Source organism: Paenibacillus sp. LjRoot56, from assembly GCF_964253335.1.
GTDB lineage: Bacteria > Bacillota > Bacilli > Paenibacillales > NBRC-103111 > Paenibacillus_E > Paenibacillus_E allorhizoplanae.
In genome coordinates this window covers 430,865-444,802 of sequence record NZ_CAXURV020000002.1, presented here as the reverse complement: position 1 = coordinate 444,802, position 13,938 = coordinate 430,865, and the positions used below count along the sequence as shown (strand labels likewise).

General features: G+C 45.3%; 11 protein-coding genes. 2 read left to right on the top strand and 9 right to left on the bottom strand.

Annotated features, from left to right (window positions below; genetic code table 11):
- Positions 1-44: 44 nt before the first annotated feature.
- From ACSQ8O_RS14685 to ACSQ8O_RS14665, 5 genes are all read right to left on the bottom strand, one after another.
- Positions 45-3,155 carry a glycosyl hydrolase family 95 catalytic domain-containing protein gene (locus tag ACSQ8O_RS14685; protein ID WP_436242287.1) on the bottom strand — a complete coding sequence of 1,037 codons (3,111 nt, stop codon included), beginning with the start codon at positions 3,153-3,155 and terminating at the stop codon, positions 45-47.
- Between the two features lie 46 nt (positions 3,156-3,201).
- Positions 3,202-4,074 carry a carbohydrate ABC transporter permease gene (locus ACSQ8O_RS14680; RefSeq protein WP_436242286.1) on the bottom strand — a complete coding sequence of 291 codons (873 nt, stop codon included), beginning with the start codon at positions 4,072-4,074 and terminating at the stop codon, positions 3,202-3,204.
- Between the two features lie 12 nt (positions 4,075-4,086).
- Positions 4,087-5,055, bottom strand: coding sequence for an ABC transporter permease (locus tag ACSQ8O_RS14675; RefSeq protein WP_436242285.1), 969 nt, complete (start codon positions 5,053-5,055; stop codon positions 4,087-4,089).
- An 87-nt stretch (positions 5,056-5,142) separates the two neighbouring features.
- Positions 5,143-6,783: an extracellular solute-binding protein gene (locus ACSQ8O_RS14670; RefSeq protein WP_436242284.1), complete on the bottom strand. Its 1,641-nt coding sequence runs from the start codon at positions 6,781-6,783 to the stop codon at positions 5,143-5,145.
- A gap of 234 nt (positions 6,784-7,017) precedes the next feature.
- Positions 7,018-9,372 (bottom strand): helix-turn-helix domain-containing protein, encoded by a 2,355-nt coding sequence (locus tag ACSQ8O_RS14665; protein WP_436242943.1) that lies wholly within the window; start codon positions 9,370-9,372, stop codon positions 7,018-7,020.
- Positions 9,373-9,557: 185 nt separating this feature from the next.
- Here ACSQ8O_RS14665 and ACSQ8O_RS14660 point away from each other — a divergent pair, with 185 nt between their 5' ends.
- Positions 9,558-10,550, top strand: coding sequence for an aldo/keto reductase (locus ACSQ8O_RS14660; RefSeq protein WP_436242283.1), 993 nt, complete (start codon positions 9,558-9,560; stop codon positions 10,548-10,550).
- A 23-nt stretch (positions 10,551-10,573) separates the two neighbouring features.
- Here the strand turns inward: ACSQ8O_RS14660 and ACSQ8O_RS14655 are convergent, their stop codons facing one another.
- The 3 genes from ACSQ8O_RS14655 to ACSQ8O_RS14645 form a co-directional block, all read right to left on the bottom strand.
- Positions 10,574-11,413 (bottom strand): AraC family transcriptional regulator, encoded by an 840-nt coding sequence (locus ACSQ8O_RS14655; protein ID WP_436242282.1) that lies wholly within the window; start codon positions 11,411-11,413, stop codon positions 10,574-10,576.
- Between the two features lie 48 nt (positions 11,414-11,461).
- Positions 11,462-12,070: a pentapeptide repeat-containing protein gene (locus ACSQ8O_RS14650; protein ID WP_436242281.1), complete on the bottom strand. Its 609-nt coding sequence runs from the start codon at positions 12,068-12,070 to the stop codon at positions 11,462-11,464.
- Positions 12,071-12,234: 164 nt separating this feature from the next.
- Positions 12,235-12,534: a helix-turn-helix transcriptional regulator gene (locus ACSQ8O_RS14645; RefSeq protein WP_436242280.1), complete on the bottom strand. Its 300-nt coding sequence runs from the start codon at positions 12,532-12,534 to the stop codon at positions 12,235-12,237.
- 47 nt (positions 12,535-12,581) lie between these two features.
- On the opposite strand from ACSQ8O_RS14645, the gene ACSQ8O_RS14640 reads away from it, so the two are divergent.
- A complete protein-coding gene (locus ACSQ8O_RS14640) occupies positions 12,582-12,992 on the top strand; it encodes a hypothetical protein (RefSeq protein ID WP_436242279.1) in 411 nt (136 codons plus the stop codon).
- A 12-nt stretch (positions 12,993-13,004) separates the two neighbouring features.
- Here ACSQ8O_RS14640 and ACSQ8O_RS14635 read toward each other — a convergent pair whose 3' ends face one another.
- Positions 13,005-13,886, bottom strand: coding sequence for an SDR family oxidoreductase (locus tag ACSQ8O_RS14635; protein WP_436242278.1), 882 nt, complete (start codon positions 13,884-13,886; stop codon positions 13,005-13,007).
- Positions 13,887-13,938 lie beyond the last annotated feature (52 nt).

Below are 13,938 nucleotides of genomic sequence, written 5' to 3'. Positions count from 1 at the left end.
TGACCTACATCAGAAATAACTCACCCCCCTTTCAGAAATTTCTTTTATAAGTACGTGTAATTTTTATTGATAATCAACACGTTTACTCGCCACGCCATACCGTTGCAGCTGTTAAATTTAATTCTCACATACCCGTCCTTTCTCTGGGTGATAGGCAATATCTCTGTGGCAAATTGTCCGGCTTTCAATGCCAATTCGGGCTTCCATCTGCTGTGCTGGACGATCTCAATCTCCGTATAGGTGGGTTCCCTCTGATCCCCAGTTACGAATAGCACATCATAACGTCCCTTCGGAAGCTCTACGATAAAAGTGGCATCGCACGTTCCCCCAATGAAGTCTCTGCGCAGCTCATCAGGTACTTCACGATCCATTGCATGTAGATGATCTCTGCTTTCCCATCCGATCCCTGTGTACGGTTGAAACACGGTTTCTGGCGTTATTTTACGAAACGTTTGACCGAGAACGCCCTCCATATGGACCTGTCTTGGCAACACTTTCGTGTAATCTTTCTCCAAAACATGAGAGGCTACACCAAAATCAAGCCGATAGGCAGCCAATCTGGATTCTCGATAATTGCCTGAATAATAGTCAAAAGTAAAATGGTCAAGCATTCTGTCGTGCTGCGTGTCTCTGTTTTTGCCAAGGAATACTCGTCGATGGGTATGGGCTACATGAACCAAGGGATCATTCTTCTTCACCGTTAGGCAAGTAGACTCCGCTGCATAGAGCTCAGGTTGGAAAGATGCCAACACCGGATATATGGCATACTCTGCTCCCTGCTCTGTCTCAAATGAAATGCGCTCATTTTCCTGAACGGCATCCATGGTACGCCACGTTGAACCGACTTTGCATGAAACTACGATTTGTTTATTCGCATCAAATGGGTTGCGCATAACAACCTTGTTCCCTGCCTTACTTCGAATCGTGACCCAAGTCGTGCGACCGTCCTTCATTTCAGCACTCACTTCAAAAGCGCCAACGGCCAATAATCCCCGAAAAGAGCAGTTGCTCCATTTCTCATATTGCTTTACCTTCGTCTCTACCACATGGTCATATAAACCAATCGTCCGTTCCGGTTCAGGCTCGCCTGAAGGCAATGCCGGGAACACCTCGATCACCCCTTGATAGCTCTGCAGCAGCATTTCGTTCACTGCAGCTACCATTTCTCCCGATGCCTCCATCATGTGTGGATGGTACATGGGTTCATTCGTGATGTTGCAGTAGTTCATCCAACGTTCGGTTTCTTCTGCAAACAGACCGTTGCTGCGGAGTGACAAGTCAATGCCTTGCTCATACAGCAGTCTAAGTGCCGTATTGCCCTTGCCCAATCTTGAGGCAGCACAGGAAAGCCACCCGAACTGAAACATGCCATATTCCGTCTGATGTTCCGCATAACGAAGCGTATTCTCTGCTCTTTTCTTCAACGAAAACTCACTGTCTTTATTGATTTCTCCAATCGGATAAATCGGCATAAGCAGCGAAGGATGCCGCAAATGCAAATCAACGGGTGCCCATTCAGAATCCCGCAGGACATCCCCATAACGCTTGGAATCAGCCGTTGGATAAGGCGCCAAATTGTCTATCAATTGTTTCCACTTCAGCTTATCGGCCTCATTTTCACCAAGTAACGCATTCGCTTCAACAGCTATTTTCAACACATATTTGACTGTCGATAGACTGCAGGTTGAGTTTCGGGTCAAAGGCCCCTGTTCTGGCGAAATATCCGGAAATATCTCATAAAGTCCTGACTTCGGATTCACCTGCAAATAGCCTTCGAAAAAACGTGCAATCCCCTTAAATAACGGGTACGCCTTATCCTTAAGGAATTCATAGTCCATACTGTATCGATAGTAGTCCCACAGGAACTGCGCACACCATGGCCAGATGCTGACATACAGCGCATGCGGATAATCTCCGGCAATACCTTCCAGACCATGAAACTCCTTCGACATCTGTGACGCTAGATCAACGTAGGATAGCAGTCCTTCATTGAAAACTTCCGCAACTTCGAGGTGATTAGCCGTATAAAGCGGCCAAAACGCCGCTTGAATATTCACATCCCAATACCACATGCTGCCCCACTTGGTCGGCTGTTTAATATCCCATAATCCGTTCAATCCGCATGCTTGCTCGCGCATCCTGCCGCCTTTTCCACTGCAGCAAGCGATTGCATATAAATTGATATACCAGAGTTCTTCCACCATTTTATCCGGCAAATGAATGGAGGAACGCGACCAGAAGCTGCGCCAATAATCTTGATGATGGACAATCCGTTCCTCCACCTGGGTTGACGCCTCATCCAGTCTCCTCTGAGCAGTAAGAAGCAGATCCTTCGTTTCCTCCTCCGTCACCACCGTTGTAAGCAAGGTTATGTTTTCCTCGGCATCCTCAAGTACAATTCGGAGGGAAGCCGTTGAACTATCGATTCGGCCTTTGGCTCCAATCATCTTCATCATTACGATGAACGTGAAGGGTTCATATTGTTCCCTATCCTCACCATCGGGATAAAAACTGCCTTGGTAGTAGAAGGTCTCCTCATCCAGACCATGATACCCCACTTGCATATCCACATATCTCCCTTGTGGGACGGACATCGCAACGGATTGCAACAAGGATGACGCTGTCTGCTTGATTTCCGTAATGACCAAGTCGCCATCCTGAGCGATTCTCGTCTTCACGTCTAGCTGATCGAGGTCTTTCTCCACTCGCAAGTGAATAACGGCCTTTTCCAAATCAAGCCCAAGGGAGTAATGATCAGGTTCTGCCAGATTCTCCGAAGGAAAGAGCCCTATCTCACCAGTTGGGTAGTGCGATGTTCCACCAGAGGATTTGCCATATTTTCTATACATACTATTGTCAGATAACGCATCCCCATATAGAAATACGGGGTTCTGCTCAGGATCACGATACCTTTCTGCAGCCAGCGCGCTCAGTTCTTCAAAAGTCCGTCCATATTGGAGTGAGAAATCAGGCACTTCCCCCTTTCGGTACTTCTGACTATAACGATGGAGCTTCTGATAATAAACCTCATAATGATTCAGCGCTAGCGTCAGCTTGTTATCCTCGAAATAGGCCATGCCTCCAAAATGTCCGTTGCCAATCGGTAAAGCCTCGTTCCAGCTGCTCGGCGCATTCTCGAATGTAACGCCTCTCACACAGATCTCTCCTTCTGTCTTTCTATCGTGGTGATACGACGTGTATCTATTCCTTAATGGCTCCAATCATGACGCCTTGAACAAAATACTTCTGAAGAAACGGATACAAACAGATGATTGGTAGCGTCGAGACCATGATCGCAGCATACTTAATGGTTTCTCCGATCGCATATTTGTCGTCGCCTCCCCCTGACATCATCGAATCCGTATTGTTGGAAATCAGAATTTCACGGAGCACTAACTGGAGGGGATAGGCTTCCCTATTGCGCAGATAGATCAGCGCGTTAAAGTAGGAATTCCAATGCCCTACGGCATACCACAAGATCATGACAGCAATGACCGGCATCGAAAGCGGGATGACAATTCGGAATAGAATCTTCCAATCTCCTGCGCCATCCATTCTAGCGGATTCCTCCAAACTGACCGGGATGCCTTGAAAAGAAGTACGCATTATAATCATATTAAACGTGTTGATCGCACCTGGAATGAGAATAGCCCACATGGTATTCATCATGCCGAGATCGTTCACGAGCAGGTAACTCGGAATAAGTCCCCCATGGAACACCATTGTCACGACAATAAAGAACATGATGATATTTTTAAAATAGAGATTTGGCCTGGACAATACGTAAGCGCCAATTGCCGTCATAAGTAGGTTTATCGCCGTACCGAGAAACACGTATACGAGCGTGTTCTGATACCCTTTCACGATCATCGGGTTCTCGAAAACGGCTTTATAGGCACCCAGATCAAAGCCTGCTGGCTTGAGCATAATACCGCGTTGCTGCAGCAGGGATGTCGCATCACTAAGCGAAGCAAGTGCCACATACAAGAATGGATATAAGGTGACCGCGCAAAGTATGAGCATGAATAATATGTTGAAGTAGCCGAATGTACGCTCTCCACGGGTTAGTTTCATATGCAAATCTCCTTACCACAGTTTGTTCTCACTAATCCGCTTAACAAAGCTATTGGCCGTTACAATCAGAATAAAGCTGATCACCGAGTTGAACAGACCCACAGCTGCTGTAAAGCTATAACTTGCTTCTAGTACCCCTTTGCGGTACACATAGGTCGAAATCACGTCTGCTGTTCCGTAGGTCAGTGGATTGTACAACAGGAGCACCTTTTCACTGCCAACCGTCAGCATATTCCCCATTTGCAAAATAAATAAGATAACGATCGTTGGCATGATGCCTGGAATCGTAATATGCAGCGTCTGCTTCCAGCGGTTTGCGCCATCCATCCTAGCTGCTTCATACAGCGTTGGATCAATGGTAGACATGGCCGCCAAATACACGATGGAACCCCAGCCAATGCCTTGCCAGATGCCAGAGGAAACGAACAGAAAGCGGAACCAGCCTTCTTTTTGCAAAAAATCAATCGATTCAATGCCAAAGCTGCCCAGGATTTGATTTATGAGTCCATTACGGCTTAGAAAATCAATCATCATCCCCGCCACTACAACAATCGAGATGAAATGCGGCAAATAGGAGATAGACTGCACGACTCTTTTAAACACGCTATGGCGGATTTCGTTGAGCAATAACGCGAGAACGATCGCTGCAGGGAAGCCGAACAACAAATCGTAAAGGTTAATTAAGATGGTATTCTTGATTAATCGCCAAAAGTAAATTCCGTTAAAAAAGCTCTCGAAATGTTTAAAGCCCACCCATGGGCTTCCCAAAATCCCTTTCGCTGGGGAGAAGTCTTTAAACGCAATTTGCAATCCGTACATCGGTCCATAATGAAAAATCAAATAATACGCAATAACAGGAATGGCCATGACATAAATGGACCAATGCCGTTTCAAATCCCTACGTATGGTTTCCAGAACAGTCGGATTGCGATAGGTTTTCGTTGTCTTTATGGCCTCTATAGGTGCATGGCTTTGCCTCATCGTTTCCCCTACCCTTTCATTCAGTGTCTCTAATTAGAAAAAGGGGATAAACCCTAACCGCCCGTTCATCCCCAGTTACACCCTGCCTTAGCGTTTATTGAAACGCTCCAAAGCTCCTTGCTGGATTTTGATCGCATCGTCAATGCCCATGCTCTTAATCTTTTTGACATAGGAATCAAAGTTATCAATCGGTTCCACGCCCATGATGAATTTCAACAGCATTTCGTCTTGATACGTCTGAATGTCCGTCACGATCGAAGCAAATTTGCTGCTTTCATCCTGCGTTGGAGAGACGAGCGGGATCTTACGCTCAGCTGTTGGTTTCGACCAAACCTCCAAGGCTTTCTTTTGCTGTGGCAACGCGAGATATTGCATTTGGAAATTATCGCTGAGGACAAAAGGCGCACTCCAGGTGGCACGATTATATTTGGCAATCGATTGCTGAATGCTCGTTCCCGCTGGCGGGTTCAAAATTTCTGGTAAGAAGGTTGCTTTGCCATTCTCCATCTTATAGCTCGTACCTTCCACACCATAGTTGAACAGCAGATCGCCCTTCTCCCCATAAGCGTAATCGAGCCATTTCACCGTTTCGATTGGGTTCTTGTTTACTGCCGAAATGGCTGCCCCAACACCGTTATAGGCAAAATCCTTTTGTCCCCAAATCGCTTTGTCGCCAGCTTTCAATACCGGATAGGGAGCCGCTTCCAAATCGAATTTAGGATCTTTATCCTTCATAAGACCAGCATATTTCCCAATGCCTCCGCCATTGAAGGACGCTGTTGCACCTAAGAGGTTGGTCGTCATTTTGTTATCAAATAATTTATCGTTCGGAGCTGCGAAATCCTTATCCAGTAAGCCTTCCTTGTACCATTTGTTCATGGTTGCGAGGAATTCCTTATATTCAGGCTGAATCGGACCGTATTTGACTGTGCCGCCATCTTGATAGAAGCTGTAGTTAATGCCCCATGCGCCAAGGAAAGGAGCATCGGTTGAGAATAAATTTTTATCCAGATAGATTGGAATCTCATCCGCTTTGCCATTGCCATTTGGATCTTTTTCTTTAAAAGCTTTCAGCACGGTATACCACTCGTCGATGGTCGTCGGCATCTTGAGGCCTAACTTATCCAACCAATCTTGACGGATTGAGGGTCCAAAAAACACTCTGACTTTATCATCACCACGTAAGAACGGAAACGCATAGATGCTTCCTTCATCTGTTGATATCTGCTTTTTCCAATCCGGATGAGCCGCAAGCAGCTTCTTCAGGTTCGGGGCATATTTATCGATGAGATCGTTCAGCTTAATAATTTTCTTATCTAAAATCGCTTTCTCCGGTCCGCCTGGATAACGGATTACGGCACCACTTGTTGCTCCCCAACTCGCTTCAATCACGTCCGGAAGTTCATTTGTCGCAATCATGAGGTTGAATTGTTCTTGTGCTTGCGGTACCTCGAGCGGTGGATGCTGGAAGTCAACCTTAACCCCAGTAGCTTTTTCGAGCTCCTTATACATGCCCATTTCTGCGTACGTTTTCATTTGACCGGAGGCTGCGGAGTGATTAGCTACCCAATACGTTAATTTCGTCAATTTGGGCGGCTGGGATTCTGCACTTGACTGCGGCGTTGCCGATGAGCTAGAACTGCTCGTATCATCGCCGCATGCGGTTACTGAAATGACTAGGGCAGAAAGCAATACAACAGATCCTACTTGTGTTAATCTTTTCTTCATTTTTCTAGCCTCCCTTTAATATGAGCAACGCTTAACTTGATTGGCACCGATGTTCTCGTCGTCTTCAGTACCTGTTCCCAAGTATGCTTCTTTAGTCCCAATATGAATACTGCCTAGTTCTCATTTCCATTGTATTTTCCTAAGAAATACAGGCGTTCTGAGAAATCATCAGTCCGTATTAGAAATCGGCAGTAGCTATTTTGATGCAAATAAGCAGCCCCTAAAGGCTGCTCTTTATGTGTCTGAGCCGGTATTCTCCGCTAAGCTCGTTTCACGATATTTTCCTGGCGTCACACCTTCAAGCTTCTTGAACGCTCGGATGAAGACGACATCATTGTTATATCCGACCTTCTGTGCGATTTGGACAATTGTCAGTTCTTTGTTCTGCATGAGCTGCTTCGCATGTTGAATCCGTTTCGTTGTGATGTAATCCAGCAGATTCTGACCTTGCTGTTTTTTGAAGAAGGTGGACAAATATTGTGGTGTCATCTGGATACGTTCAGCAATCTGTGCAACCCCCAAATTCGAGTCATCTAGATTATCGTGCACAATACGGACGATTTCCTGAAGTCTAATCAAACTGTGATCAGAACGATCGAGATTAAACGAACGAGTAAGCGTTTCGTATAACTCCTTCGTTTTCGTATACATCCCCTGTGCCGTTGGATAACTGAATACTTCTCTAATCGGATCAAAGTCTGCACCAAGCACTTCTTCTTGATTCGTATTCGTCGCGTTCATAATTTTCAAGAGCGTACTCGTCACATTGAAAAATAAAGCTTTGCCTAGCTCTGGTGTAATCTGATTGGCATCGAAATTCATCGAATACATTTTATCGAGCAATTTCCCTACATTTTCGGCATCGCCGCTGCGCACAAAATTAATCAACTGAATTTCGATTTCCAATGGATAATAATAATGCTGCTTCACATCGACAATATCCTGATAATAAATAATGGCATGTGTACCCTGAATAAGTCGATATTCAAGCGCTGCCAGTGCTTCTGGATACGAATCACGAATAGCTTTAGGGCCTTCATGAATGCCACCAACGGCGATGGTGATACCAATTTGGAAGCGTTGTGACGTGATGGTGAAGAGCGAATGAGCTATTTCCCGAATATCCGCCTCAGCGAATTTTTCCCGATTTGCCGATAGATTCATGAGAAGAGCAATACGATCACGGTCGAGCTCCAGCGAAAATCCGCGATGATGTGTCGCGATGAGATCCGTACCAATATTCGAGGCGATAAATCTGGCATGTGCCCATTGCTGCTCATTTTCACCTAGTAAATCAATATCCTCGATCTTCACGATAAGAACGGCAAAACGGTCACTGACATATTTCAAATCCATGAACTGCAGCGACTCTCCATTAGCTGCCGAAATATCTACATCCATGTGACCATTCAGAAGGCGAGACAAGTAATTCGCTCGAATAAAAGGTGTTTGCTGTGCCAAGGTACTTCGCAGATGTTTCTCTTCATGGATAGAACCTTCAACGGTTAGCCTGATAAACTCGTATTCATTCGAGAAAGGACGCTTAATCAATTCTTTTCCAGACATAATGGCATGTACGGTTTTCTGAAGTGGTTTATACGTACGATATACTCCGACGCTGACCGCGATAAGTCCGGAAAACAAACAGAGGATAAATAGACCGACTGACCAACTCTTAATTTGATTTACCTGCTGCATGAAAACATCGCCCGGCATAATGGACACGTATTTCCATCCTGCTTTTTGCGAGGAAGTAAACGATACGACTTGATCTACACCCGCCAGTCGGTAATCAAATGGTTCCGTACCGCCATGGATACGAGTCAGCAAGTCAGACGGAAACGGTGTCTCACTGTTGCTCATAATGGTTTTTCCCGCATCATCAATGATGTAGACTAAGCTATGGCTGGCCGATTCCATCTGTGCAAACAGTTGCTTAACCTGATCGACGTCAATCAATACGATAAAGCTTCCCAGATTTTGAGATTGTGAATGAATGGGAAGTGACTGTATATAGGTAATAACATCTTTCGGTGATTGTTCCGCTCCATTGGATACCGAAGTGAGCGGCATGTAGGACATGCGATGCTCCTGATCTAGAAGCTGACGCCAACCTTCGTATGACATGTTCTTATAGGAATAGTAGAGGGAATAAAAGGTACGAGAGTTCGTCACCAAATCCGATTTGACAATCGAATCACTGCTTGCGAAATACACGTAGTAATCTAAAATGAAGCTGCTGGTCATACTGTGATATTTACTCATCTTGTCCCGCATGAATTGGATAAACTCATATTTATCCGTATCCGTCGAATTGGCAGGAATTCTAAGCATGTAATCCAGCTTCGGATCAAATACGACTTGGCGCATTAACGTATCCACTTCCGATAGCTTGTTATCGAGTGACAGTTTCAGCTGCTCAAGCATGGCCACATTGGATCTTGTCGAGCTCTTCTCCAGGCTTTGTTCCACCTTCGCGTACAGAAAAAGACCCATTGCAAGCGGTATCAATAAGATAAATAAATTGGAGGCGATGATCGTTGAAAGTGCGCTTTTGCGACTATTGAAAAGACGTAATATGAAAGGCATTTTCAAACCAAGCTCACCATCCAGTCCGCAAACGAATTTACTAAAAATTGTAGCCTCTCTTCATCAAAGTTGCAATATAACATTTTGTGCAGACATTAGGACATAAACAACATCCTTATGAACATTGTCTTATGAATCAAATCTCTCTAGAATGAAACTTATTCACACCATTAGGAGGTTCAAAGATGATTTATTCAGCTAGTACGTCCAGATATGATTCCATGACTTATAACCGGAGTGGTCGCAGCGGCCTGTTGCTGCCAGCCATTTCGTTAGGACTTTGGCATAATTTCGGCGGGATTGACACGTTTGAGAATGGGAGAACGATGCTCAAGAGAGCGTTTGATTTGGGGATTACGCATTTCGATTTAGCGAATAATTACGGACCGCCGCCTGGTTCAGCTGAAGAAATGTTCGGGAAGATGCTGAAAGGTGACCTCGCTGCTTATCGAGACGAACTTATCATTTCGACGAAAGCGGGATACTACATGTGGCCGGGGCCTTATGGGGAGTGGGGTTCCAAGAAGAACTTGATTGCCAGCTTGGATCAAAGCTTGAAGCGGATGCAAGTGGACTATGTCGACATCTTCTATCATCACCGTCCAGATCCGAATACACCGCTTGAAGAAACGATGGCTGCCTTGCATCAAATCGTTCAACAAGGCAAAGCGTTATATGTTGGTATTTCTAACTATAAACCTGAAGAAGCAAAAGAAGCATCCCGTATCTTGAAGCGACTGGGGACGCCTTGTGTGATTCATCAACCGAGTTATTCCATGATGAACCGTTGGATTGAGGATGGTCTTCAGGATGTTTTGGAAGAGGAGGGAATCGGTTCGATTGCCTTTTCACCCTTGTTCAAAGGGATTCTTACAGATCGTTATTTGAACGGTATCGCTCCTGATTCACGAGCTGCAAGCTCAAGCGTATTCCTTAAAGAATCCGATATCAATGAAGAAAGAATTTCGAAGGTTAGACAATTAAACACACTTGCTGCTGAACGTGGCCAGAAAATGTCTCAGATGGCACTAGCGTGGGTGTTGCGCGGTGGTCGTGTCACATCAGCTCTTATCGGTGCAAGTAAAGTCAGCCAAATTGAAGATGCGGTTGATGCCTTGAAGGTTCCTACATTTACCCAAGAGGAATTAAACCTGATCGATGGGATTTTGAATTCATAAGCACACGCAAACTTCGGCAAATATCAGGCGTTCTTATATGTCTGATTCCGAAATTGTTTCGGGGATACGCCTTTTACTCGCTTAAACATTTTGGAGAAGATCAATTGATCCTGATACCCGACCGAGTTCGCAATTTCCCCTATGGCATAGTTGCTCTTCTCCAGTAATTCACTTGCTTTATTCATCCTATATTGCAGGAGATATTGCTGGGGAGGCAGCCCTGTCGCCTCTTTGAAAATAGCTGAAAAATATTTACGATCCAGCTTCAGAAGTGCAGCAAGCCCCTCGATCGAAATAGACTCATTATAATGAGCATGAATAAATTCCATAGCTTGGATCATATAGCTATCCCATTTATTAGGAAATACATCCCCCATCGAAGAGGCGGGAGCCGCTTCAACCAGTGCCGTCATAAATTCATATAAGATGACTTTAAGCTGTAAGTCAGCGCTATGGGCATGCGCATTCGCTTCCGTTAATTGTTCATACATGCTCGGCATGACTCTCCGATCCATCGGAAAAACGGGCTGCTCCGGCGATAATCTTGTTCGTGATAAGATCGATTCCACTTGTACTCCTTGGAAGCCAATCCATGAATACGTCCAAGGCTCAGCCTCATCCGCTTCATAATAACTAATCACATGCGGATAAATAAGAAATCCTTGCCCCGGATTCAACTGATGTGTCTCATTTCCAATTCGGACAAGTCCCGTACCTTTATGAATAAAATGAATCTTGTACAAATCACGAACCCCTGGCCCTACGGTATGACCAGGTTTACAATCCTCTTTGCCCCAATACAACAAATGTAGATCCGGATCCTTCCGATATAAACGTTCCTGATTGTATTGAAAGATCGCCATTCGTCATATCCCCTCCCTCTTGCACACAGACATTATACCATAAAGGGATCAACCATTTATCTTGGCTCCATGAGAAATCGTGAATAAGACAGCTTGCTCTCGATCCATTCGCATGCCCGAAATGGTTAATGATTTGAAATCTACGCCAGCCATTTGGGCTCCTCTGACATCAGCGCCTTGTAAATTGGCTTTGGCGAGGATAGCCATGGTCAGATCACTGTCTCTTAAATCAGCTTTTTCCAAATTGGATCCGGAGAAATCTGCTTCATGAAATTTCACCCCACGCAAATCCTGTCTGATCAATCGGCTATGCCTCAAATTCGTGTAAGACCAATCCCCGCGATAAATCGTAATCCCATCTAAATTCGCGTTGGAAAAATCTGATCCCATCATTTTACAATTATCGAATTTGGTAACAAACAGATTGGCACCGTTAAAGCTACAATTTTCAAATGCGGATTCTTTATGTAGAGAGCCATTTAACGAAGCTCCGCGAAAGTCACAGGCAATAAAGCGACAATGACTGGTATTAATTTCCTCTAAAGAACCGTTCGCAAACGAGCATCCATCAAATAGGCAACTGATCAGCTCGCCGTATCTTAAATCTTGTGTACCAAAGTGAACTCCTGAATAAGTCTGATTCATTTGCTGAAACATGAGATGCCTCCTAAGTGTGGTTATATTAATATAGCACATGGCAGTCAAGTACTTGCATACCATACCATGAATGTCAATCCTATTATTTTTTCATGAGAAGAAGCGCCATCCTGGCTTCAACTAGAAGCTCCCGGTGTCGCCTTATTCCGTGTGTATCAGCCGCACTAAGCGTTTCTGTAGTCCCGTGGATTCATTCCTGTATCTCTAGAGAAAATCTGCGAGAAATAGAAGGAGTCCGTGAACCCGCAGTCCTTCGCGAGTTGTTTAACTGGCAGCTTCGTACTTTTCAGCAAAAATTTCGCCCGATCCAACCTGATTTTGGTCACATATTCGATTAAACTTAACCCTTTATGCTTCTTAAAAGTAATGGATAAATAACCTGGGGACATTGCAACATAATCCGCAATTATTTCCCGGGTGATATTTTCTTGATAGTTGGTTCGAATATAAGCTGAATGGCTCAAGAAGCATACGACGAGAAAGTACCGCGCAAGATCCGGGGAACTTCGGTATGTACGTCATTCGGAAAACGGTGCCTGAGGCCAAGATGAAACAACTCTTAGGCTTTATGGATAAAATTTTATCCGATGATGTCGCAGACCTCGCTGCTTATATTCTTGACAAGCATTATACGATTAAGGATGGATTTAAACAGGCGACTGAACAAGCCAAAGTGGACAACCTCCCTGACGTTTCTAATAATTTGCTACAGATTGCTCAGAAGTACGATAAATACACACGCGCTTACTACAACGGTATTCCCAAAGATTTCTATGATCGCAGCAAGAAGATTATTGATGACCGTGGCGCTTTCAGTAAACCGAATGTCGCGTATGGCCTCATTTCACAAACCAACTTAACGAGCGGTCCTGAATTGAACAAGCCTATTTCGCATCTGCAAGCGTACACTGGTCGTAGCTGATTTAGCCACAACTCAGAATCCATTCTCCTCAGCGTACCTTCCCCAATGTGGACTACGCCCATCGATATCGATGAAGCCGTAATCGTCGGACAAAGACCAGGAACTGAGCAGTTGCCCGGATTTCTCCGCCACCTGCGGATCAGCAGCGAGTGCAGCTATCCCCTGAGCAACGAAGTAAGGGGTCTCGGACTGTAGGAAATGGATGTCCTGCTCCGCAGCATCCCGCCAATTCTCCTCCTGCACCCCGAAATACTCCAACATCGCTTCCGATCGAAGGAAGCCCGGCGTTACCGCAAGAGCTGTCACACCGTGAGGTTTCAGATCTGCCGCCATCCCTTGCGCCAAATGGGAAACTCCGATTTTGGCCAGACTATAGTACAAGTTACCCCGATAGTGATAGCCGACGCCATCTGTGATTTCTACAATAAGACCAGCCTTGCGTTCGACCATCAATGGAGCTGCATAATAAGCGGTCATGATATGAGAGTGGACAGCTTGTTTCTGAATCAACAATCCGTTTGCAAGCGGGGTCTCCCAGAAGCCTTTGCCCCATTCGGTAAGCGGGTCCCCTCCCCAGAGATCATTGACTAGAACGTCCAGACGTCCTTGCTGCTCACTCTTAATTTGATTGAACAGCGCCACAACATCCTCTTCCTTCGTATGATCCATGCAGACTGCGATGCCTTTGCCCCCTGCTTCCGTAACAAGTTCAGCAGTTTCCTCAATCGTCTCTGGTCGGTTCATCGGCGATCGTTTCGCCCTGGTCGAACGTCCTGTCACATAAACCGTTGCTCCAGCACGGCCGAGTTCGACCGCAATCGCGCGTCCCGCTCCTCGAGTCGCTCCTGCGACTAAGGCGATTTGATTACGCAATGGTTGATTTTTCGTTGTCATGGAAACAACTCCTTCAAATATAAGATAGTAAACTGTATGAACTTAACGTTAG

Bases quoted from the DNA above. Each gene is read 5' to 3' on its own strand.
- ACSQ8O_RS14650 (WP_436242281.1), bottom strand. From the start codon at position 12,070: ATGTTTCAGCAAATGAATCAGACTTATTCAGGAGTTCACTTTGGTACA.
- ACSQ8O_RS14680 (WP_436242286.1), bottom strand. From the start codon at position 4,074: ATGAAACTAACCCGTGGAGAGCGTACATTCGGCTACTTCAACATATTA.
- ACSQ8O_RS14640 (WP_436242279.1), top strand. From the start codon at position 12,582: ATGTACGTCATTCGGAAAACGGTGCCTGAGGCCAAGATGAAACAACTC.
- ACSQ8O_RS14665 (WP_436242943.1), bottom strand. From the start codon at position 9,372: ATGCCTTTCATATTACGTCTTTTCAATAGTCGCAAAAGCGCACTTTCA.
- ACSQ8O_RS14655 (WP_436242282.1), bottom strand. From the start codon at position 11,413: ATGGCGATCTTTCAATACAATCAGGAACGTTTATATCGGAAGGATCCG.
- ACSQ8O_RS14670 (WP_436242284.1), bottom strand. From the start codon at position 6,783: ATGAAGAAAAGATTAACACAAGTAGGATCTGTTGTATTGCTTTCTGCC.
- ACSQ8O_RS14675 (WP_436242285.1), bottom strand. From the start codon at position 5,055: ATGAGGCAAAGCCATGCACCTATAGAGGCCATAAAGACAACGAAAACC.
- ACSQ8O_RS14660 (WP_436242283.1), top strand. From the start codon at position 9,558: ATGATTTATTCAGCTAGTACGTCCAGATATGATTCCATGACTTATAAC.
- ACSQ8O_RS14635 (WP_436242278.1), bottom strand. From the start codon at position 13,886: ATGACAACGAAAAATCAACCATTGCGTAATCAAATCGCCTTAGTCGCA.